Genomic DNA, 22059 nt, shown 5'->3' with positions numbered 1-22059 from the left:
AGATTATTTCGGATTACAGGGAGGGTGGTGCCATAGCGACTGCGCAACGCCCTTTGCGAAACCTGATCGATCATCCCGTGGTGCTGCTTTTCGCGCAGCATCAGCGTCCTTCCTTGGCCCGGATTCAGGCACTGTCGCTTACCCACGGGCAGTTCGCGGTCACGCTGGACAGCGTGGCGGATGAAGGGAAGGCGGGCGAGCATGGCGCCCTGCACTGGTGCGAATTGCTGGCAAACGGGCTGACATTTGATCTGACAGGCCTTTCACCCGGTGTGGCGGCGGCGATGCCGGAAATGCGCCATTTCTTCGCGCTCGACGCCAAAGCTGCACTTGGCGACTGCGAGGCGATGGCGCTGACTCCGGGGCCGCACCTTCTCAGCGGCGGCGCGATGATTCCCGTTCTGCGTTGTCTTGCCTGGCTGGCGGGAGAGCTGGCCGAGCTGGAGAACATTGCAGGCGTTGCCTGGGGGCCGGCGGCTACGGTCTGTGCGCCCGGTTATTTCCGGGATGCGGTTACGCGCTGGCTGGGTGGAGGCGCCTTTCCGGGGCTGGGGCTGACGGCGCTGCGCACGCTGGAGGACGGCAGCCTGCAAAGCGAAGGGCTCTCGCTGTTCACCGGGCAGGAACTGCTCCTCGTGCCCGATGCCGGTGGCGATCCGCAGCGCGCCGCCAAGTTGGCCTTGCGCCTGCTGCACTGGCTGGTCGACATGGGGCGCATCACCCATACGATGAGCCTCACCGGCCGGGAAGGCGAACCTATCCTGCTTGAACCGCAGGACGCTGACGGTGAACGCCCGGCGCTCGTGTGCGTGTCGCGCGGCGCGCGCTAGGACGCGGCGGCGGCCATCATCCGGGGCACAAGCCATGCGGCGCCCGCGATACTGAGGTGATCGTCATCCCGGTACAGCGGCTTGCCTGCCAGCAAGACGCCACAGCGTGTATCATCGCACAGGAAATCCGCCGGTCGAACCAGCCTTGCACCATATCGCTCTGCCACGCGGACAAGAAGGGGATCGGATGTGGCGATGCGTTGATCGAAGGTGGCCCGCGAAACTTCGCGCGGCACCGTTCCCAACATGGCCGCACGCGCCTGGTTATTGGGCACATGAAAGCCGGGTTCGGGCACGCCAGCCAGAAGCACCACTCGGCGGTCTGCCTGCCGCAGTCTTGCGACAAGTTCGGCCAACCCGTTCTCCAGCAGCGCGGCATTCGCGGCGATCCCGGAGGCTGGCTGTGCGGACGTTGTGAGAATGGCAAGGCCGCCGGGCTCTCCCGTCATTCGTGTTCCCATCGCCAGCATTGTCCAGCGTCCGACAAGAACGATCGTGGCTTGCGGATAGTCGGCAAGAATGCGCTCCAGCACCGCCGCATTGTGCGTGTCGCAGCCGTGGCGGCTGCCCATATCCGCGCGCCGCAAGCCCAGCATGGGGGCGCAGGCCGCCTTGGCAAAGGCTATTCCGGCTTTCCCCTCTCGCTTCAACCAGTGATCGAAGCCGGAAATCATGGCGCCAGCGTGCGAATCGCCCCAAAGCACATAGGCCACCTGTGCGCCCGGTGCCTCGGAACCGACAGGGCAGGCGTTTGGGCTTTTCCCTTGCGTCGTGCATTGCCGGTCCAGCGGATGCAGGCGGGTGGCGTCGGCGTGCAGGGCAATGGTGCTTGCCCCAAGACGCAGCGGCAGTCCGTCTGCAAGTGCAACACCGGCCGACACGCTGCCGAGCAGAAAAATCCCTCCGGCCGAAAAGCCAAAGATCTGTTTGCGGGCAGGCGCCGCCATGCGCGCCTTTCGGCGGAACGGCTGCTCCACAAATTTCCAGCTGAGAAAGGCGAGCGCGAGCGAAAGGCCGATGCAGGCCCATGCAAGAGGCAAATCCAGAACGGCCGAACCCTCGATCATTCGGGCGGCGATCAGGACGGGCCAGTGCCACAGATACAGCGAATAGGAAATGAGGCCGATCCAGACGAAGGGGGCCAGAGACAGGAGCCGACCGACCAGATGATGGCCTCCCGTTCCCGCCCAAATCAGCGCGGCGGTTCCAACACAGGCCGGCAAGGCCGACAGGCCAGGAAAAGGCGTCGCGTCATCGACAAGAACGATACTGCCAACAATCAGAACAAGTCCGCCGAACCCCGCAATCTGGCGCAGCCACGCTTGGCGAGTTGCGGGGGGGGGGGGGGATCAGCCCCAGCGCAAGCAACGCGCCAAGCCCAAGTTCCCACGCCCGTGAAGGCAGAAGATAGAAGCTGAAGGTGGGATAGGCGCTGGTGAGCCAGACAGATAACGCGAAGGAAACAAGACAAATTATGGCGATTGCCGCAATCCAGATGCGGCGCGGCAGTCTGCTCAAGCCCCAAAGAAGCAGGGGAAAGATGATGTAGAACTGCTCCTCCACTGCCAGTGACCAGGTGTGCAGCAAGGGCTCGAATACGACATTGGCCCCGAAATAGTCCCCAGCCGCGTGCCAGAACCAGAAATTCGAGACGAACAGCAAGGTCGCTATCGCCGACTTTGCCAGCCGGACATATTCCGATGGCAACATGATGATCCATCCTGCAATCAGGCAGGCGAGGATGACCGCAAACAGGGCCGGAAGAATCCGCCGGGCCCGCCGTTCGTAAAATCGGACAATCGAAAAGCTGTTCTCATCCAGTTCGCGGGCAAGGATGCCCGTGATCAGAAAGCCCGATATGACAAAGAATATGTCGACCCCGATAAAGCCACCGGGAACGGCGCTGAAGCCGGCGTGGTTGAATACAACGGGCAGAATGGCAAGGCAGCGCAGCCCATCAATATCACTGCGATACGCTGCGCTTGCCATGTGGGCGAACTATAAGTGCAAATCCGTATATTGCAATGCACAATGGACCATCCAGGTCGTGCGGTCGGCCAGGTATCCGGCTGAGGGCGAAGCTTCACACCGCGGGCGCAGGCGAATCGGCGCACAAACTTGTCTTGGTGGGCAAACCGGGCATTGTGTCTGGAGTGAGAGGATAAAGGGTCGCTGGTCGGTGCACAGAAATGCAGTCGGGGATTGGGCCCGCGGGCGCGCGCGTCTGCCTTTTCGGTCTGTAAACCGGCCCGGCAAGCCCGGTTACCGCAAGCATATGCAGCGGCACCATTTGCTTCCGCGCACTTTGCTGACGGAACGAAGCCTGTCGCCCCTGTTCGATGCGCTGGGGCATGGCGAGGCCAGCCTCGATGATTTCCGCAGCAACGGGCTGCTTTTGCCTGCGTTGGAAAAGGCGGCGATGGTGCTGGGCCTGCCGCTGCACCGCGGCCCGCATCCGCGCTACAACGAAGTGGTGGCCGAAAGGTTCGGCCAGATCGAGGCCGGTTGGCAAAGCAGCCGCAGCCGCAATCCGGATGAGGCCTTGCGCGATGTGGTGATGCGGATGCGGCTGTTGCAAGCCGCCTTGCGTCGCGCGCTGATGCAGCCCTTCGCACCCCCGCGCATCCGCCTCAATCTGCGCGATCCGGTGGGGTTTGGCGTGGATTTTGCCGAACTTGACGCGATGGCTGAAACCATCTGGACGGTAACGCAGCCTGCGGGAGGCGCGTGAATATGCGCTTCACGGCTGCTGCGCGGCGCGGTCGCGCAGCGATGGCCAGTGCGCAACCAGTATCCGCAGCGCTTCTGCTGTGCTGTCGCTGCGCTTCAGCGCCTGTTCCAGATGGCGCGCGCTCCGGCCTGTCGCTTCATCGCCGAAATTCGCCGCTACGCCTGCCAGCTTGTGCAGACCGGAAACAATCTGCGGGAGGTTATCTTCCGTGCGGCCCCCGGCGATTGTCCGCGCGATCAGGTCGAGCAGGTGCTGCTTGCGGGCGCGGTATCGGTGGTCGAGCGCGTGAATGGCCGGGATTGCGCCATCGCCAAACCGCGTCACGTCGAGCCCTTCGGGCGGGGCGGGGCCGACAGCGATATCGGGCAGGGTGGCGAGCATCTTTGCGAGATCGGCCAGCACGACCGGCTTGAACAGGTGCCCCTGCATCCCGGCATCGCGCGTGGCTGCCAGATCTTCGGGCTGGTTGCGTCCGGTCAGTGCCACGATGGGAAGTTCCTGCGCCGAATGGCCCGCACGCCGCATGGCGCGGGCAGCGGCAATTCCGTCCAGCACCGGCATTTGCACATCCATCAGCACCAGGTGATAGGGCAAGCCCGCCAGGCGCGCGGCATCGGCCATGGCCACGGCCTCCTCCCCGTTTGCCGCGATGTCGAGCTGAATTCCCAAAAGCGGGGCCATCGCCAGCACGAGCTGCTGGTTGATGTCATTATCCTCTGCCAGCAAGACGCGGCGCGGCCCTGTGGCCGCCGATCCCGCCGCATCCGGTGTGCCTGACACCCCTTGCCCCGCGCGGGGCAGCGGGAGAGGCTCCGTGACCCGAGCCATTTGCTCCTCAGGCCCGCGATCGTGAAAGGGCAGGCGAAGCGAGAAACTGCTGCCGCCTTCCTCCGCCTTGCTTGTGACTCCCAATGATCCGCCCATGATCCTTGCCAGTTCTGCCGCAATGGCGAGGCCAAGGCCGCTTGCAGGCGTCAGCGCAGATGCCGGCTGCACCGCATTGGCAAAGGGGATGAACAGCCCTTCCAGCTGGTCTGGATCAATCCCGGCTCCGGTGTCACTGACATCCACGATCAGCGTACCGCGTTCGGCCCGCGCACTCAGGGTGACGGTTCCCTTGTCGGTAAATTTGACCGCATTGCCCACGAGGTTGAGCAGAATCTGGCGCAGATGCACCCGGTCAAGCCATAGACGCGCGGGCAGATCGGGAGACAGGCTGTGGATCAGCTCGAGCTCCTTGGCCGCCGCCAGGGGACGGAACATCTCGATCAGGCGAAGCAGCTCTGCCGCCAGATCACATTCTTCGTGAACGATGCGCGTCTGCCCGGTGCGTATGCGCGAAAGTTCCAGCGTGTCGTTGACCAGCCGCAGCATGGAGCGGGCGTTTTCGGTAATCAGGCGCGCCTGCCGCTGCTGCCCTTCGGAAAGTTGGCCCTGTGCCAGAAGGTCGGCAAAGCCGATCACCGAATTGAGCGGTGTCTGCAATTCCTGGCTCAGACGAAGCAGGAAGGCTGCACATTCATCATCCGCCGCCCGGCATTGCGGTGCCAGAGTGGTTTTCGGCCGAACGCCGCTGCGTTTCCGGCGCAAGATCACCAAGCCGATGATGCCGGCCACAAGCGCTAGGGAGGCGATGAGGAAGAAAGTGGACATGGGGCCAGCCGGAATTGCACCAATCCGGCTTAGAGCGTTTGTCTTGTCCGAAGGTGGGCAGGATTGCGCGTATTGCTACCTAACAGCCGAGCACAGAACAGGGGCGGCAAGCCTTTTGCGACCGATTGCGTGGCCCGGAGGATCGCGGCAGTCTTCCCGCCATTCACTTTGGCAAGCGGATCCCCCGATGTGTCAGCCGGCAGCCGCTGTGCGCGCCACGACACCGTTCGCCGCGGACAGGATCGCCCGGACGCTGGTGGTGGCGACATCCTGATCGATGCCGACGCCCCAGCTCGTGCTGCCATCGGGCAGGCGGCATTCGATATAGGCCGCCGCGCGCGCATCCACGCCCGATCCCAGTGCGTGCTCGACATAATCGACCACTTCGAAATCCAGGCCGAACGCCTCGCGCATGGTGCCAAGGATGGTGGACAGCAGGCCCTTGCCGCGCCCCGAAATGCGCTGTTCCTGCCCGTCAACCAGAATGGTGCCGGTAAAGACCTGCGTGCCGTCGCCCGCCTTGCTTTCCTGGTAATCGACCAGCCGGAACCGTTTGGGCACATCGCCAATGAAATAGGCCTGACGGAAGCAGTCCCAGATGTCGGCCGCGTTCAGTTCGCGGCCCAGATCATCGGCCATTTTCTGCACATGGCGGCTGAAATCGGCCTGCATCTTCTTGGGCAGTTTCAGGCCCTGATCCTGTTCCAGCACCCAGGCAAAGCCGCCTTTGCCGGACTGCGAATTGACGCGGATCACCGCCTCGTAGCTGCGGCCCAGATCGGCCGGGTCGATCGGCAGATAGGGTACGCGCCACAATTCGTCATTGCGCTGCTCCTGCGCCTCGAACCCCTTCTTGATCGCGTCCTGATGGCTGCCGGAGAAGGCGGTAAAGACCAGTTCGCCGCCATAGGGGTGGCGCGGATGCACGGGCAGCTGGTTGCAGTATTCGACTGTCTCGATGACCTTGTCGATATCGCTGAAATCCAGGCCAGGATCGATGCCTTGCGTGTACATATTCATCGCCACCGTCACCAGGCAGCAATTGCCCGTCCGTTCACCATTGCCGAACAGGCAGCCTTCCACCCGGTCGGCGCCCGCCATCAGGCCCAGTTCCGCCGCCGCCACGCCGGTGCCGCGGTCGTTGTGGGTGTGCAGCGATATGACTGCCGACTGCCGGTTTGGCAGGTTGCGGCAGAAATATTCGATCTGGTCGGCATAGATATTGGGCGTCGCCGCCTCTACCGTGGCCGGCAGGTTCAGGATCAGCGGATTTTCGGGCGTGGGCTGGATGACGCCCATCACCGCCTCGCACACCTCCAGGCTGAAATCGAGTTCGGCGGTGGAGAAGGTTTCGGGGCTGTATTCAAACTGCCATTTGGTGCCGGGGCGCTTTGCTGCCTCGTCAACCAGCAACTGCGCGCCCTTGATCGCGATCTGCTTGACCTCATCGCGGCTCATGCGGAACACGATGTCGCGCCAGGCGGGGCTGACCGCGTTGTAGAGGTGGACGATGGCCGCGTGGACGCCTTCCAGGCTTTCAAAGCTGCGGCGGATCAGATCCTCGCGCGACTGGGTCAGCACCTGAATCGTCACATCCTGCGGGATGCGTCCCGATTTGACCAGGCCGGAGATAAAGTCGAACTCGGTCGCGCCCGCGCTGGGGAAGCCGACCTCGATCTCCTTCATGCCCACTTCCAGAAGCAGGTCAAAAAAGCGGTTCTTCTTCACCGCATCCATCGGATCGATGATCGACTGGTTGCCGTCGCGCAGATCGGTCGACAGCCAGCGGGGCGGCTGTGTGATGGTGCGCGAAGGCCATTGCCTGTCCGGCAGGTTGACCTGCGGAAAGGGCTGGTATTTTCGGCTCGGATCCTTGAGCATGGGCATGGGAGTGTCCCTTATCGCTTCCGGCCCGCACGGCAAGGGGTGCGGGGTAAATTCACCAGTCTTGCGGATGGCCCTTAGGCGATGTCCCGGCGGCAGAGGCGCAGGGGCAATGGCACGCCTAAGGGCGTGTAAGTCGAAGCAGCGACAGGGTTGCGCGGGTCTTCATGGCGGGCAGCATATGCGCACAGGGTAAACAAATGTCCAGTGGGCGCATGAAAAACGCGCGGCCCCATGTGGGAGCCGCGCGCTTCTGACGCCAAAAGGGGGCGAAGATTTACTGCTTTTCGAACGCGATGGTGATGTCCAGTTCCACATCGTCACCCACCAGCGGGACGAAGCCGCCAAGGCCCCATTCCGAACGCTTGATGGTGGTGTTGCCGTGGAAACCCAGCGTCGCGCGCTGGTTGAACGGGTGGTTGCCCGCGCCCGAAAACTCCGCCTGAATGGTGACCGGCTTGGTCACGCCGTTCAGCGTCAGGTCGCCCATGATGTGTGCGGTATGCGCACCCGTGGTGTGCACCGAGGTGGAGACGAAGCGGGCCGGGGCGGGGTTGGGGCCGAAGAAATCGGGGTTGCCGCCATTGGCGCCCGCGCGCATCAGGTGCTCGGTCAGGCCCGCGCTGGCGGTCACGACGCTGGCGACGGGAATGGTCACGTCCACCTTTGCGGCATTGAGATTGGCGGGGTCGATTTCCAGCGTGCCCGCGACATCGCCGAAAATACCGAAATAGTCGTTGAAGCCGAAATGGTTGACCTTCCAGCCGACCAGCGAGTGGCTGGCATCGGTGGCATAGGTGCCCGCAGTCACGCGGCTGGCGTCAACCGCGCCGGGAAGCTGCGGCGGGCCGCCCTGGGCATTAAGGCCGCCGGCCACAAGGGCGGTAAGGCCACCGGCGGCGGCGATGGAAAGCAGGGTCTTGCGCATGAAGGTTTCTCCCAGTGGTTCATTCAGGCGCGCAATGTGGCGATGCGGCCTGCCAATGTCCACCGGTAAGCGATTGCGCGGAGCAGAGGGCGGCGGGGATTTTTGTCGCGATTTGTCGCAAACCCCCGCCGAAATCCCGGATCAGTTCTTGGTCTGGTCCACCAGCTTGTTCGCCGAAATCCACGGCATCATCGCGCGCAGGCGAGCGCCGGTCTGTTCGATCGGGTGCGCTTCGGCGGCCTTGCGCGCGGCCTTCAGTTCAGGCTGGCCGGCGCGGTTGTCGAGCACGAAGTTCTTCACAAAGCGGCCCGATTGGATGTCGGCCAGCACACGCTTCATTTCGGCCTTGGTTTCGGCCGTGATGATGCGCGGGCCGGTGGTGATGTCGCCATATTCGGCCGTGTTGCTGATCGAATAGCGCATATTGGCGATGCCGCCTTCATACAGCAGATCGACGATCAGCTTGGTTTCGTGCAGGCATTCGAAATAGGCCATTTCAGGCGCGTAGCCAGCTTCCACCAGCGTTTCGAAACCGGCCTGGATCAGGTGAGTGATGCCGCCGCACAGCACGGCCTGTTCACCAAACAGGTCGGTCTCGCACTCTTCCTTGAAATTGGTTTCGATGATGCCCGAACGGCCGCCGCCAACGCCGCTGGCATAAGCGAGCGCCACGTCATGCGCATTGCCGCTGGCATTCTGGTGCACCGCGATCAGGCAGGGCACGCCGCCGCCCTTCTGGTATTCGCCGCGCACCGTGTGCCCCGGCCCCTTGGGCGCGATCATGATCACGTCGATGTCGGCGGGCACTTCGATCAGGCCGAAATGGATGTTGAGGCCGTGGGCAAAGGCGAGTGCCGCGCCCGGCTTCATCTTGCCCTTGAGGTCGTTTTCCCAGATCGCGGCCTGGTGCTCGTCGGGCGCAAGGATCATGAGGATGTCGGCCCAGCCGGCCGCTTCACTGTTGGACAGCACCTTGAAACCCGCGCCTTCGGCCTTCCTTGCCGATGCCGAACCGGGGCGCAGGGCGATGGCGACATTCTTGCACCCGCTGTCGCGCAGGTTCTGCGCATGGGCGTGGCCCTGCGAGCCATAGCCGAGGATGGCAATGTTCTTGTCAGTGACCAGATTGAGGTCGCAATCGGCGTCGTAATACACTTTCATCGGATGGTCCTGTCTTTGTTCTGTCTGTCCCCGGCATGAGCAGGGGGAAATTTCGCGGTGGAGCCTCTAGCCGCATTTGCGCGTCGGGGCGATGTGCAAATGTGATCTTTTTTGAAACCGGATTTGGCGCGCGCTTTACGCCCCCTGCGGCCCGCGCATCATGCCGACAACGCCGGTGCGGCCCACTTCGACCAGGCCCAGTTCGCGCATCAGCGTGATGAAGCTGTCGATCTTGTCGGGCGTGCCGGTGAGTTCGAAAATGAAGCTTTCAGTGGTGGTATCGACCACCTTGGCGCGGAACAGTTCGGCAATGCGCAAGGCTTCCACCCGGTTGTCGCCCTTGCCTGCCACCTTGATCAGCGCCAGTTCGCGTTCGACATGGGGGCCGGACTGGGTGAGGTCGACCACGCGGTGAACCGGCACCAGCCGCTCCAGCTGCGCCTCGATCTGGTCGATCACGCGCGGCGGGCCTTGCGTCACGATGGTGATGCGGCTGACCTTGTGGTTGTCCGATATGTCGGCCACGGTCAGGCTGTCGATATTGTATCCGCGCGCGGTGAACAGCCCGGCGATCTTGGCCAGAATCCCCGCCTCGTTATCGACGGTGATGTTGAGCACGTGGCGCTCGGCTTCGGTTTGCTTGATTTTCATCATCCTATCCTCAGACCAGCGCTTTCGCTTCGTCGTCCAGCGTGCCTGCCACCATGTCGCCATAGAGCAGCATCTCGGTATGCGCCGCACCGCTGGGGATCATGGGGAAGCAGTTGGCGTCCTTCGACACCTGGCAATCGACCATCACCGGGCCGTCATGCTCCATCATCGCCTTGATCCCGGCGTCGAGTTCATCCTCACGCGTGATGCGGATGCCTTTCCAGCCATAGGCCTCGGCCAGCGCGACGAAATCGGGCAGGCTGTCGGAATAGGAGTTGGAATAGCGGCTTTCATAGGTCAGTTCCTGCCACTGGCGGACCATGCCCATATATTCGTTGTTGAGGATGAACACCTTGATCGGCAGGCGGAACTGGCTGGCCGTGCCCATTTCCTGAATGTTCATCTGGATGCTGGCTTCGCCCGCAATGTCGATCACCAGACTGTCCGGATTGCCCAGCTGCGCGCCGATAGCGGCAGGCATCCCGTAGCCCATCGTGCCAAGGCCGCCGCTTGTCAGCCACTTGTTGGGGCCGGTAAAGCCGAAATACTGCGCCGCCCACATCTGGTGCTGGCCGACTTCGGTGGTGATGATCGGGTCGAGATGATGGGTGAGGGCGTGGAGCCGCTCCACCGCGAGCTGCGGCATGATGATGCCGCCCGTGCCCGCCGGATAGGCCAGGCTTTCGCGCGCGCGCCAGCCGCTGATGCGCGCTTTCCATTCGCCGATGTCCAGCCGGTCGCGCTTGCCCCAGGCCTCGATCAGCTGTTCCAGCACGGTGGCGCAGTCGCCCACAATGCCCAGATCAACCGGGATCACCTTGTTGATGGAGGAGCGGTCGATATCGATGTGGATCTTGGTGGAATCGGGCGAGAACGCATCCAGACGTCCGGTCACCCGGTCATCAAAACGCGCGCCGATATTCACCATTACATCGCACTGGTTCATCGCCATATTGGCTTCGTAAGTGCCGTGCATCCCCAGCATCCCCAGCCAGTCCGGGTGGCCCGCCGGAAACGCGCCAAGGCCCATCAGCGTGGAGGTGACAGGCGCGCCGGTCAGTTCCTGCAATTTGCGCAGCAGCGTGGTGGCGCGCGGCCCGGAATTGATCACGCCGCCGCCGGTGTAGAAAATCGGGCGCCTGGCATTGGCGATAAGGTCAATCGCCTCACCAATCTCGTCGGCCGAGGCAACCATGCGCGGCGTGTAGCGGCGCGGGCGCTGCACCGGTGCATCGGTGAAGGGGGCGGTGGCGACCTGCACATTCTTGGGAATGTCGATCACGACCGGGCCGGGACGACCGGTGGTGGCAATCTCGAACGCCTCGTCAATCGTGGCGGCAAGCTCGGCCGGATCCTTGACCAGGTAATTGTGCTTGCAGCAATGGCGGGTGATGCCGATCGTGTCGGCTTCCTGAAAGGCATCGGTGCCGATCAGATTGGTCGCCACCTGCCCGGTGATCACCACCATGGGGATGGAATCGAGGAAAGCATCGGCAATGCCGGTCACCGCATTGGTCGCGCCGGGGCCGCTGGTGACCAGCACCACGCCGGGCTTGCCGGTGGAACGGGCATAGCCTTCGGCCGCATGGGCCGCGCCGGCTTCGTGGCGGACAAGGATGTGGCGAATGCGATTGTCCGAAAACAACTCGTCATAAATGGGCAGCACTGCGCCGCCGGGATAGCCGAACACGAATTCGACGCCCTGGCGCACCAGCATCTCGCACAATATCGCAGCGCCGCTGCGTTCGTTGCTCACCGTATTTCTCCTGCATTGGGTCCTGATGGAAGCGGAAAAAGACCAACCCGGCACGAGGGTTCGCGCCGGGCCGCTGGTTCCATTCCTGTTACCCGTTTCTGTGGGGCTGTTATGAGACAGGAAATATCCTGTCAACCCAAAATATCAGAATAATATTTCAAACTGTGACCGAATTTCGATATTTTCTGGCTCAAGGCGCGGCCATTCCGTCGGTGGCTGATGCCTGAGCCAGGTATATTGCCGTTTCGCGTAATTGCGCGTGGCCTGCTGGCCCGCCGCCAGCGCCTCCTCGCGGGTGCTTGTTCCGCTCAGCATATTGGCGATCTCGGCCACGCCGATAGCGCGCATCACAGGCAGGGCGGGACTCAGATTGCGCGCGAGCAGGCTTGCCACCTCCTCCACCGCGCCGCCATCCAGCATGGCAGCAAAGCGCGCATCGCAGCGGGCGTAGAGCGCCTGGCGTTCGGGCAGCAGGATCAACGGGGCGAGAGTAATCGCATCGCCAATGCCGCCTGCCTTCTCCGCCTGCCATGCCTTCAGCGATTTGCCGGTGGACCGCACCACTTCCAGCGCGCGGGCCAGCCGCTGCCGGTCTGCCGGGCCAAGATGCGCGGCATATGGTGCGTCCTCCTGCATCAGCGCGGCGCGGATTTGCGGCGTTTCCATCGCCCGCACGGTGTCACGCACCGCTGGGTCAATCGGCGGAACAGGCGCAATGCCATCCAGAAGCGTGCGGATATACAGCCCCGTGCCGCCCACAAGGATCGGCACCGCGCCGGCTTCATGCGCGGCAGCGATCTCGGCCTTGGCGGCGGCCGCCCAATCGGCGGCGGAGCAGGCGGTCGCTCCGTCCCATGTGCCGAACAGGCGGTGGGGCACGCCGCGCGTCTCGTCCTCGCTCGGCCGCGCGCTCAGCACCGCCAGATCGGCATAGACCTGCGCACTGTCGGCATTGATGACCACCGCCGGATTCCCGGCATCGTGCAAGGCAAGGGCCAGCCGCACGGCCAGATCGCTCTTGCCGCTGGCCGTCGGCCCTGCGATGAGCGCCACCGGATTTTTCGCTGGAGTTCGTCCCTTGCTCATTGCCCGCCTGATAGCAGACACCGCCAATCTGGAAACACGCCTCGATGCGCTTGCGGCGCAACTGGCGGAGAGGGGCGTGGCGATGGCCTCGGCAGGGTTGCTCGATGGCTGCGGCGATGTGCTGGAAATTGCCACGCCTTCCGATGACATGGCTGCGTTGCGGGCAGGCCTGGACGCGCATTTCAGCCCCAGCGACGCGATCATTGCCACCGCACCCTTTGCCGTGCCGCATCTGTTCGTATCGGATATGGATTCGACGATGATCGGGCAGGAGTGCATTGACGAACTGGCCGATTTTGCCGGGATCAAGCACCACATCGCCGCAATTACCGAGCGGGCGATGCAGGGCGAACTTGATTTCGAAAGCGCGCTGCGCGAGCGGGTGATGCTGCTGCGCGATTTGTCCGCCGGCGCGATTGCCGAGTGTCTTGCCACGCGCATCACCCCGATGCCGGGTGCGCGGGTGCTGGTCGAAACGCTGAAAAGCCGCGGCTGCCGCACCGTGCTGGTGACCGGCGGCTTCCACCAGTTTGCCGATCCCGTGGCCGAGATGCTGGGGTTCGAGCGGGTGGTGGGCAACCGCCTCGATGTGGTGGACGAGGTGCTGACTGGCGGCCTTGTCGGCCCGATCACCGACAGCAGCGTAAAGCGCACCGTGCTGCTCGAAGAAGCGTCCGAACTGGGCGGCAATGTGGTGACGCTGGCCACCGGCGACGGCGCGAACGACATCCCGATGATTGCCGAGGCGACCTACGGCATTGCCTACCACGCCAAGCCCAAGGCGCGCGATGCGGCCAATGGCTGGATCGACCGGGGCGATCTCACCAGCGTGCTGAAACTGCTGGGCGTGCCGGAAAAGGAATGGGTGGGCCGTTAATGCCAAAGCGCATCCCGCACCCGCGCTATGTCCTGTTTCTGGCGGGCTTTCTGCTGGGGGTAATGCTTGCGGGAGGGATGATGCCGATCATACCGGCCATTCTTGTCGGCTTTGATGCGGGCGTGGCGGCTTTCCTGCTTTCCTGCATATCGCTGTGGAAGCATGGGCAGGCAGACCGGCTGCGCCGGGACGCGCGTGATAATGATGCAGGCCGCATCCTGCTGCTTTTGCTGACCCTTCTCATTGCGGCGACCATCTTGGGCGCTCTGGGCTTGCTTGTGTTGCTGCGCGAAACAGGCAGCGCGTTCATGGCGGGCCTGATTATCCTGACGCTCTGCGCCAGCTGGCTGTTCGTCAACCTGATCTACGCCCTGCATTATGCCCGCCTCTATTTTGACGAGGAAGCACAGGAGGACAGGGGAGGGTTGTTGTTCCCCGACACGGCCACACCTGAATTTGCCGATTTCGTGAATTTCGCCTTTGTTATCGGCATGACGTGCCAGACCGCGGATGTCGCCATCACCGGCACACATATGCGCCGGGTTGCGACTTTCCACGGCCTGTTCGCCTTTGCTTTCAACCTGGTGATCCTGGCGCTGACGATCAATGTGCTTGCGGCCGGGATCGGGAAATGAAGATCAGGCTTCCATCCAGTTCTTGAAGAAGCTGAGATGCGCTTCGCGCAGCGCATCCAGCTTTACCCCGAAAAGGCTGTCGCCGCCCACGGTGCCCAGCCGCCGCACGCCGGAACCAGCGGTGTCCTCGTTGCGCGTGCCCTTGGCGAGCTGCGCCTGAAACGCGGCAATATCGGGCACGGTGACGATGTAACGCGCCTGATCCTCGCCAAACCACCAGCGCGCCGGGTCGTAATCGGGGTGGTTCTCCACCTCCGCGCCCAGACCGCCGGCCAGCGCCATTTCCGCCAGTGCCACCGCCATGCCGCCGTCGGACACATCGTGCACCGCGTTGACAAGGCCCGCCGCGATCAGTTCGCGCACGAATTCGCCGCTGTGCTTTTCCAGCGTGAGATCCACGAAAGGCGCGCGGCCTTCGGCCCGGCCGTGGATTTCGCGCAGCCACAGCGACTGGCCCACCAGGCTGCGTTCGGGGTTGGGAGTCGCCCACGGCTCCGCCCCTATAAGGTATATGGCATCGCCTTCCTGCTTGAAGGGCAGCGTCATCATCTGTGCGTAATCGTCGATGATGCCCACGCCGCCAATCGCCGGGGTGGGCAGGATTGCGCTGCCGCCGCCGGTCGCCTTGCTTTCGTTATACAGCGAGACATTGCCGCTCACGATCGGGAAGTCGAGCACGCGGCACGCCTCGCCCATGCCGTCGAGCGCATGGACAAGCTGCGCCATGATTTCCGGGCGCTGCGGATTGGCAAAGTTGAGGCAATTGGTCACCGCCAGCGGCCGCGCGCCCACGGCGCAGAGGTTGCGGAAAGCCTCGGCAATCGCCTGCTTGCCGCCTTCATACGGATCGGCAAAGACATAGCGCGGGGTGCAATCGGTGCTGATCGCCAGCGCCTTGCGGGTGCCATGCACGCGCACCACGCCCGCATCGCCGCCGGTTTGGAGCGTATCCGCGCCCACCTGGCTGTCATACTGTTCCCAGATCCATTTCCGGCTCGCCAGATCGGGGCAGGCCATCAGCTTGAGCAGATCGCCGCCAATGTCGGTGCCACCCGGAATATCTTCCAGCGGCTTGGTGCCCGCCCATGCGCGGTATTCGGCGCGGCTGAGGTAGGGGCGGTCATACAGCGGGGCATCCGCGGCAAGGGGGCCGAGCGGAATGTCGCACACCACTTCGCCGTTCCATTCCAGCACCATGTGGCCGGTATCGGTCACTTCGCCGATCACCGCGAAATCGAGTTCCCACTTGCGGAAGATCGCCTCGGCCATCGCTTCCTTGCCGGGCTTCAAAACCATGAGCATCCGCTCCTGGCTTTCGCTCAGCATCATTTCATACGGCGTCATGCCCTCTTCGCGGCAGGGCACGGCATTCATGTTCAGGCGGATGCCCGCCTTGCCATTGGTCGCCATTTCCACGCTGGAGGATGTAAGGCCCGCGGCGCCCATGTCCTGAATGGCAACGATGGCATCGGTCGCCATCAGTTCCAGACACGCCTCGATCAGCAGCTTTTCGGTGAAGGGATCGCCCACCTGCACGGTGGGGCGCTTCGCTTCGGCATCCTCCCCGAAATCGGCGCTGGCCATCGTTGCGCCGTGAATACCGTCGCGCCCGGTCTTGCTGCCGACATAGACGATGGGATTGCCCACGCCCGTCGCGGCGGAATAGAAGATCTTGTCCTGATCGGCCACGCCCACCGTCATCGCATTGACGAGGATATTGCCATCATAGGCGGGGTGGAAATTGGTCTCCCCGCACACGGTGGGCACGCCCACGCAATTGCCATATCCGCCAATGCCCGCGACCACGCCCTGCACCAGATGCTTCATCTTGGGATGATCGGGCCGGCCGAAACGCAGGGCATTGGCATTGGCCACCGGCCGCGCGCCCATGGTGAACACATCGCGCAGGATGCCGCCCACGCCCGTGGCCGCACCCTGATAGGGCTCGATATAGCTGGGGTGGTTGTGGCTCTCCATCTTGAAGATGGCGGCCTGCCCATCACCAATATCGATGACGCCCGCATTCTCGCCGGGGCCGCAGATGACCCAGGGGGCGCTGGTCGGCAGTTTCTTGAGATGCAGGCGCGATGACTTGTAGCTGCAATGTTCGGACCACATGACCGAGAAAATGCCCAGCTCGACCATATTCGGCGTGCGGCCAAGCGCGTGCAGGACACGCTCATATTCCTCGGGGCTGAGGCCGTGCGCCTCGACGATCTCTGCGGTGATTTCAGTCATGGCCCTGCGCCTTAGCGGGGAGGGAAGGGAGTCGCTAGCCCCTGCCTCTTTGCGGACAGGCCGTTTTGCCCACAGATTTCCTGCTGGCACTTGGCCCGCTTGACGCTGCGCGCTGGCACGGCCAAACCGGACGCCATGGACGCAAATACCCCTGACATCGCAGGCCTGAGCTTTGAGGACGCGCTGCGCGCACTGGAAGACGTGGTGCGCCGGCTCGAAAGCGGCGAAGTGCCGCTCGACGAATCGATTGCTCTGTATGAGCGGGGCGAAGCGCTGCGGCGGCATTGCCAGGCGCGGCTCGATGCGGCGCAAGCGCGTATCGAGAAGATCGTGGCGGGGCCGGATGGGCAGGCCGCAGGCACTGTCCCCTTCGGTACGGAATAGGCCGCGATGGCGCTGGTTCTGGCCGACGATATGCTGGGCCGCGCGCTCCAGCGGGTGCAGCGCGAAGTGGACGCGGCATTCGACGCGATCCTGCCCGTTCCCGACGATCCACGCGCCAGGCTGGTGGAGGCGATGCGCTATGCCACGATTGGCGGCGGCAAAAGGGTGCGCCCCTTCCTCGTCATCACCGTGGCCGAAATGTATGGCGCCAGCCGCAGTGCCGCCATCCAGGCGGGCTGTGCAATTGAAGCCATCCATGTCTACTCGCTGATCCATGACGATCTGCCCTGCATGGATGATGACGCGATGCGGCACGGCAAGCCCACGCTGCATATCGCCTTTGACGAAGCGATTGCCGTGCTGGCGGGTGATTGCCTGCATGATCTGGCGTTCGAGTTGCTCACTGGCCCCGAAATCGGCCCAGATCCCTTTATCCGCGCGGAACTGTGCGGCGCGCTGGCGCGGGCGAGCGGGCATAACGGCATGGCCGGCGGGCAGGTGATGGACATGGCCGCCGCGCAGCAGACATTTGACCTGCAAGGCGTCACCCGCCTTCAGCAACTGAAAACCGGCGCGCTGCTGATGGCGGCGGTGGAAATGGGCGCGATCCTGGGCCGCGTTCCGGAAGAGGCGCGGGCGCATCTGCGCGCCTATGCCCGCGACATCGGCGTGGCCTTCCAGATTGCCGATGATCTGCTCGACCACGAAGGGGATGAGGCGAAGGCGGGCAAGGCGCTGCGCAAGGATGCCGAACAAGGCAAGGCGACCTTTGTCAGCCTGATGGGCGCGGAAAAGGCGCGCGAACAGGCGCGCTTCCTGTCCGAACAGGCGGTGGGGCATCTGGCGGGCCATGGAAAAGAGGCCGAGGTGCTGCGCGCGCTGGCGCGTTTCGTCGTCGAGCGGGAGGGGTAAATGCCCGAACGCATCGGCCTGTATCCCGGCACTTTCGATCCCTTCACGCTGGGCCATGCCGATATCATGCGGCGCGGGGCCAAGCTGGTCGACACTCTGGTCGTGGGTGTCACCACCAATCCCAGCAAGGATCCGCTGTTCACCCCGGCCGAGCGGATGGAGATGGTGCGGTCCGAAGTCGCCCGGTTGGGCCTTGCCAATGTCGAGGTGAAGGGGTTTGACGCGCTGCTGATGGATGTGGCGGAGCGGGAAGGGGCCAGCATCATCGTGCGGGGCCTGCGCGCGGTCGCGGATTTCGAATACGAATACCAGATGGCGGGCATGAACCAGCAGCTCAATTCGGGCATCGAAACCGTATTCCTGATGGCGGATATCAGCTTGCAGCCCATCGCCTCGAAACTGGTCAAGGAAATTGCCTTTTATGGCGGAGATATCGCCCGTTTCGTCAGCCCGCAGGTGCGCGAGCAGGTGATGGCGCGCGTGGCGTCCATCGGCCTGAAGGGCGAACGCTGAGAGCCGCAGCTGTTCACTTCAATGCCATGTTCATTGAACTGTCAGCCCCAAAGCCCTAGGGCACCCTTCACCGAGTTTTCCGCAGGACCGATCCGATTCAGACCATGAGCACGCTTTTCGCCCGTTCGCTTGCACGGATTGCCGGGCCTCTGGCCCTTTTGGCCGGGGCTGCCGCGCTGGCTTCGCCTGCGTCCGCGCAAACGCTTCAGCAGCGCCAGGAAGCACAGGCCCATGCCGATGCCGTGGCCGAGGCGATTTCACGCGTCCCGCTCGCCGCCAACCCGAATATCGAGGAAGATCGCGAGAATATCCTGTTCCTCGACCTCTCGAATGGCGGGCGCGTGGCGATCCGCCTTGTTCCCGAATGGGCGCCCAACCATGTGGCGCGAATCAAGGAACTGACGCGGGCCAATTTCTACAACGGGGTGATTTTCCACCGCGTGATCGATGGCTTCATGGCGCAGACGGGCGATCCCACCGGCACCGGCCGCGGCGGATCGACGCTTCCCGACCTTGAGGCCGAGTTCAATATGTTCCCCCATGTTCGCGGCAGCGTGTCGATGGCCCGCGCCAATGACGTGAACAGCGCCAACAGCCAGTTCTTCATCGTGTTTTACCCGCGCTTCACGCTGGACCGGAACTATACCAATTTTGGCCGGGTGATTGCGGGGATGGAATATGTCGATGCGATTGCGCGGGGCGAGCCGCCGGCCAATCCCACCCGCATCCTGCAGGCCAGCATTGCGGCCGACAATCTGCCGCAATTGCTGCCACAAGCCCCGCGTCCGGCTGCGGCCATCACCCCCGATATGCTGAGCGCATCGGTGCAACAGCCCTCTGCCCAATAGGCTGGCCGGCACCCGGTCATTTGGCGGGGTGACGCAAGGCAGGCTTTGCCCTAACGGGCCGCCATGCGCGTAGACCTGTTCGATTTCGACCTTCCGCCAGAGCGGATAGCCTTGCGCCCGGTGCGTCCGCGCGATGCGGCCCGGATGCTGGTGGTGCGCGGCGGCGATGCGCCGTTCGAGGATGCTGGCGTCCTGGATCTGCCGCAGCTGCTCAACCCCGGCGATGTGCTGGTGTTCAACGACACGCGCGTGATACCCGCCCAGCTCGAAGGGCAGCGCGGCGATGCGCGCATTGGCGCAACGCTGCACAAGCGGATTGACCTGCGCCGGTGGCAGGCTTTCATCCGCAACGCCAAGCGCCTGAAGCCGGGGGACGAAATCCTGTTCGGCGCAGGCGTCACCGCGATTGCGGAGGCGCGGCACGAAGATGGCAGCTTCACCCTGGCCTTTGGCGGGGATGAGCCGGTGGAAGTCCTGCTGGAGCGGGCAGGGCGGATGCCGCTGCCCCCCTATATTGCCAGCAAGCGCGGCACCGACGAGGCCGACCGCGAGGATTACCAGACGATCTTCGCGCGCGAGGATGGCGCAGTTGCCGCGCCCACGGCCTCGCTGCATTTCACGCCCCGCCTGCTCGACGCGCTGGACGCGGCGGGGATCATCCGCACAACGCTGACGTTGCATATCGGTGCGGGCACCTTCCTGCCGGTGAAGGCCGAGGATACCGAAGACCACCAGATGCACGCCGAATTCGGCCGCATATCGGCAGAAACCGCCGCTTTGCTCAACGAAGCGCGGGCAAAGGGCGGGCGCATCATTGCGGCGGGCACCACCGCGCTGCGCCTGCTGGAAAGCGCGACCGACGAAAGCCGCATGATACACCCCTTCGAAGGCGACACGGCGATCTTCATCACGCCGGGTTACCGCTTCAAAGGTGTCGACGGGCTGATGACCAATTTCCACCTGCCCAAGAGCACGCTGTTCATGCTGGTGTCCGCGCTGATGGGGCGCGAGAGGATGCAGGCGGCCTATGCCCATGCCATCGCGAACGAATATCGGTTCTATTCGTATGGCGATTCTAGCCTGCTTCTGCCCGGATAGAGATTACGACTGTTTCTAAAACCGGTTTGCTGGGGCATTGAGGGGCACGATGCAAAACCCTGTTACCGATCCGATTCTCGACATTCGCGGCCTGGTGAAAACCTACAAGGGCGGCGTTACCGCGCTGGGCGCGTCCGGCGGGGTCGATCTGGCCATCCGCAAGGGCGAGATTTTTGCGCTGCTGGGGCCGAATGGCGCGGGCAAGACCACGCTTATCGGCGCGGTTTGTGGGCTGGTGCGGCCCACTGGCGGCACGATTTCGGCCTTTGGCCTCGACGTGAACAGGCATTGGCGCGAAGTGCGCCGCCGCATTGGCCTGGTGCCGCAGGAACTCAGTTTCGATATGTTCGATCTGGTGATCCGGCAGGTGCGCTATTCGCGCGGAATGTTCGGCCTGGCACCCGATGAAGCCCGAATCGAGGAAGTGCTGCGCGCGCTGTCGTTGTGGGACAAGAAGGACGAACCGATCCGCAAGCTGTCGGGCGGGATGAAGCGCCGCGTGATGATTGCCAAGGCGCTGGCGCATGATCCCGATATCCTGTTCCTTGATGAACCGACCGCTGGCGTCGATGTCGAACTGCGCCGGGATATGTGGGAACAGATCGACAGCTTGCGCGCACGCGGCACCACGATCATCCTGACAACCCACTATATCGAGGAAGCGCAGGAAATGGCCGACCGGGTGGGCGTGATCAGCAAGGGCCGCATCCTGCTGGTCGATGACAAGGATGCAATCATGGCTAAGCTGGGCCGGACCGAGGCGCATTTCACGCTTGCCGAGCCGATGGCGCAGATCCCCGCCGTGCTTTCATCCTTTCCGGTAACGCTGGACGAAGGCGGGCGGCGGCTTGTGTATCGCGGCGGCGACGGCACAGGCAAGGGCAAGCGCGAAGTGGCGCAACTGGCGCAGGAACTGACGCGCCATGGCATCGCCTTTGTGGGCATGGAAACGCGCGAATCGACGCTGGAGGAAATCTTTGTCGGCTTGCTGAACGAGCAATCGCAGGAGGCGGTGGCATGAGCGGCAATCTCCTCAATCTGCGTGGCGCCTTTGCCATTCTGGTGCACGAATTGCAGCGCTTTTTCCGCACTGCCTTCGGCTCGATCGTCTCGCCGGTGCTGACAACCTCGCTCTATTTCATCGTGTTCGGCGCGGCGATTGGCGGGCGTATTCCGGAGATCGGCGGCGTATCCTATGGCGCGTTCATCGTGCCTGGCCTGTTGATGCTGACCCTGCTGTCCGAAAGCACCAGCAATGCCAGTTTCGGCATCTATATGCCGCGCTTTACCGGCGCGATTTACGAATTGCTGTCGGCCCCCGTGGGCGTGGCCGAAACGCTGATCGGTTTCGTGGGGGCGGCGGCGCTCAAATCGCTCATCATCTCGGCCATCATCCTCGCCACCGCGACGTTGTTTGTCGATTACACCATTGCGCACCCCTTGCTGGCGGTGGGCTATATCGTGCTGGTCGCCGCCGCGTTCAGCCTGTTCGGATTTATCCTGGGTATCTGGGCCGACGGCTTCGAGCGTCTGCAGATCGTGCCGATGCTGATCCTGACGCCGCTGACCTTTCTGGGGGGCACCTTCTATTCGATCGATATGCTGGGTGAGCCGTGGCGGACGGTGGCCCAGTTTAATCCAATTTTCTATCTTATCAACGGTTTGCGCTGGACATTTACCGGAACTTCCGATGTGCCGATTGCCCTGGCATTGGGCATGACCCTGGGCTTTGTCGGCCTGTGTGTGGGCGTGATCGGCTTCATTTTCCGCACCGGGTGGCGGCTGCGCGACTGACGCGCTAAGATGATTCGGTGAAGCGGATCGTTCCTCTTGCCGTTTTGGTAGCGCTACCGTCTGCGCCGGCATTCGCGCAA

The 22059-nt window shown here is 63.4% G+C and carries 21 protein-coding genes; 11 read left to right on the top strand and 10 right to left on the bottom strand.

Going from position 1 to position 22059, the window contains the following annotated elements; translation table 11 throughout:
* The first annotated feature begins 77 nt into the window (after window positions 1-77).
* Complete coding sequence (locus WFP44_RS04295; RefSeq protein WP_336925147.1) at window positions 78-830, top strand: hypothetical protein; 753 nt, start codon at window positions 78-80, stop codon at window positions 828-830.
* Here the strand turns inward: WFP44_RS04295 and WFP44_RS04290 are convergent.
* Both WFP44_RS04290 and WFP44_RS04285 read right to left on the bottom strand, forming a co-directional pair.
* Window positions 827-2053: an acyltransferase family protein gene (locus tag WFP44_RS04290; protein WP_336925146.1), complete on the bottom strand. Its 1227-nt coding sequence runs from the start codon at window positions 2051-2053 to the stop codon at window positions 827-829. The two genes, WFP44_RS04295 and WFP44_RS04290, sit on opposite strands and share 4 nt — an antisense overlap.
* A 28-nt stretch (window positions 2054-2081) precedes the next feature.
* Window positions 2082-2819 carry an acyltransferase family protein gene (locus WFP44_RS04285; RefSeq protein ID WP_336925144.1) on the bottom strand — a complete coding sequence of 246 codons (738 nt, stop codon included), beginning with the start codon at window positions 2817-2819 and terminating at the stop codon, window positions 2082-2084.
* 190 nt (window positions 2820-3009) lie between these two features.
* Here WFP44_RS04285 and WFP44_RS04280 point away from each other — a divergent pair, with 190 nt between their 5' ends.
* Entirely contained in the window at window positions 3010-3561 is a 552-nt protein-coding gene (locus WFP44_RS04280) for an AHH domain-containing protein (protein ID WP_336925143.1), read from the top strand.
* A gap of 9 nt (window positions 3562-3570) precedes the next feature.
* On the opposite strand, the gene WFP44_RS04275 is transcribed toward WFP44_RS04280, so the two are convergent.
* The 7 genes from WFP44_RS04275 to miaA all read right to left on the bottom strand — a co-directional run bounded on the left by WFP44_RS04275 (window position 3571) and on the right by miaA (window position 12680).
* Window positions 3571-5214, bottom strand: coding sequence for an ATP-binding protein (locus WFP44_RS04275; RefSeq protein ID WP_336925142.1), 1644 nt, complete (start codon window positions 5212-5214; stop codon window positions 3571-3573).
* A 192-nt stretch (window positions 5215-5406) separates the two neighbouring features.
* Window positions 5407-7101 (bottom strand): 2-isopropylmalate synthase, encoded by a 1695-nt coding sequence (gene leuA / locus WFP44_RS04270; protein WP_336925141.1) that lies wholly within the window; start codon window positions 7099-7101, stop codon window positions 5407-5409.
* Window positions 7102-7375: 274 nt separating this feature from the next.
* Entirely contained in the window at window positions 7376-8026 is a 651-nt protein-coding gene (locus tag WFP44_RS04265) for a YceI family protein (protein ID WP_336925140.1), read from the bottom strand.
* A 141-nt stretch (window positions 8027-8167) separates the two neighbouring features.
* Window positions 8168-9187 carry a ketol-acid reductoisomerase gene (gene ilvC, locus WFP44_RS04260; protein ID WP_336925139.1) on the bottom strand — a complete coding sequence of 340 codons (1020 nt, stop codon included), beginning with the start codon at window positions 9185-9187 and terminating at the stop codon, window positions 8168-8170.
* 135 nt (window positions 9188-9322) lie between these two features.
* Complete coding sequence (ilvN, locus tag WFP44_RS04255; RefSeq protein WP_377922957.1) at window positions 9323-9841, bottom strand: acetolactate synthase small subunit; 519 nt, start codon at window positions 9839-9841, stop codon at window positions 9323-9325.
* 7 nt (window positions 9842-9848) lie between these two features.
* Window positions 9849-11594 (bottom strand): biosynthetic-type acetolactate synthase large subunit, encoded by a 1746-nt coding sequence (gene ilvB / locus WFP44_RS04250; protein WP_336925138.1) that lies wholly within the window; start codon window positions 11592-11594, stop codon window positions 9849-9851.
* A gap of 144 nt (window positions 11595-11738) precedes the next feature.
* Window positions 11739-12680, bottom strand: a complete 942-nt coding sequence (gene miaA / locus WFP44_RS04245) for a tRNA (adenosine(37)-N6)-dimethylallyltransferase MiaA (RefSeq protein ID WP_336925137.1) — start codon at window positions 12678-12680, stop codon at window positions 11739-11741.
* On the opposite strand from miaA, the gene serB reads away from it, so the two are divergent.
* Together serB and WFP44_RS04235 are read left to right on the top strand one after the other, a co-directional pair.
* Entirely contained in the window at window positions 12673-13557 is an 885-nt protein-coding gene (gene serB / locus WFP44_RS04240) for a phosphoserine phosphatase SerB (protein ID WP_336925135.1), read from the top strand. The genes miaA and serB overlap by 8 nt on opposite strands.
* Window positions 13557-14192 carry a DUF1345 domain-containing protein gene (locus WFP44_RS04235; RefSeq protein ID WP_336925134.1) on the top strand — a complete coding sequence of 212 codons (636 nt, stop codon included), beginning with the start codon at window positions 13557-13559 and terminating at the stop codon, window positions 14190-14192. Before serB ends, WFP44_RS04235 begins: the two co-directional genes overlap by 1 nt.
* A gap of 3 nt (window positions 14193-14195) precedes the next feature.
* On the opposite strand, the gene purL is transcribed toward WFP44_RS04235, so the two are convergent.
* Entirely contained in the window at window positions 14196-16430 is a 2235-nt protein-coding gene (gene purL, locus WFP44_RS04230) for a phosphoribosylformylglycinamidine synthase subunit PurL (RefSeq protein WP_336925133.1), read from the bottom strand.
* Window positions 16431-16565: 135 nt separating this feature from the next.
* Here purL and WFP44_RS04225 point away from each other — a divergent pair, with 135 nt between their 5' ends.
* From WFP44_RS04225 to WFP44_RS04195, 7 genes are all read left to right on the top strand, one after another.
* Window positions 16566-16814 (top strand): exodeoxyribonuclease VII small subunit, encoded by a 249-nt coding sequence (locus WFP44_RS04225; protein ID WP_336925132.1) that lies wholly within the window; start codon window positions 16566-16568, stop codon window positions 16812-16814.
* 6 nt (window positions 16815-16820) lie between these two features.
* On the top strand, window positions 16821-17726 hold the full coding sequence (locus WFP44_RS04220) for a polyprenyl synthetase family protein (RefSeq protein WP_336925131.1): 906 nt from the start codon (window positions 16821-16823) through the stop codon (window positions 17724-17726).
* The gene (gene coaD / locus WFP44_RS04215; protein WP_336925130.1) at window positions 17727-18239 is read left to right on the top strand and encodes a pantetheine-phosphate adenylyltransferase; all 513 of its coding nucleotides are present in this window, start codon (window positions 17727-17729) and stop codon (window positions 18237-18239) included. It begins immediately after the preceding gene.
* A 104-nt stretch (window positions 18240-18343) separates the two neighbouring features.
* Entirely contained in the window at window positions 18344-19087 is a 744-nt protein-coding gene (locus WFP44_RS04210; RefSeq protein ID WP_336925129.1) for a peptidylprolyl isomerase, read from the top strand.
* Window positions 19088-19150: 63 nt separating this feature from the next.
* The gene (queA, locus tag WFP44_RS04205; protein WP_336925128.1) at window positions 19151-20185 is read left to right on the top strand and encodes a tRNA preQ1(34) S-adenosylmethionine ribosyltransferase-isomerase QueA; all 1035 of its coding nucleotides are present in this window, start codon (window positions 19151-19153) and stop codon (window positions 20183-20185) included.
* Between the two features lie 49 nt (window positions 20186-20234).
* Window positions 20235-21206: an ABC transporter ATP-binding protein gene (locus WFP44_RS04200; protein WP_336925127.1), complete on the top strand. Its 972-nt coding sequence runs from the start codon at window positions 20235-20237 to the stop codon at window positions 21204-21206.
* Window positions 21203-21979: an ABC transporter permease gene (locus tag WFP44_RS04195; protein ID WP_336925126.1), complete on the top strand. Its 777-nt coding sequence runs from the start codon at window positions 21203-21205 to the stop codon at window positions 21977-21979. Before WFP44_RS04200 ends, WFP44_RS04195 begins: the two co-directional genes overlap by 4 nt.
* Window positions 21980-22059: the final 80 nt, after the last annotated feature.

The sequence above is a fragment of the Alteraurantiacibacter palmitatis genome (assembly GCF_037154115.1).
Lineage (GTDB): Bacteria > Pseudomonadota > Alphaproteobacteria > Sphingomonadales > Sphingomonadaceae > Alteraurantiacibacter > Alteraurantiacibacter palmitatis.
Note: the sequence above shows the minus strand (reverse complement) of the source record. Positions and strands in the feature narration are given on the sequence as shown.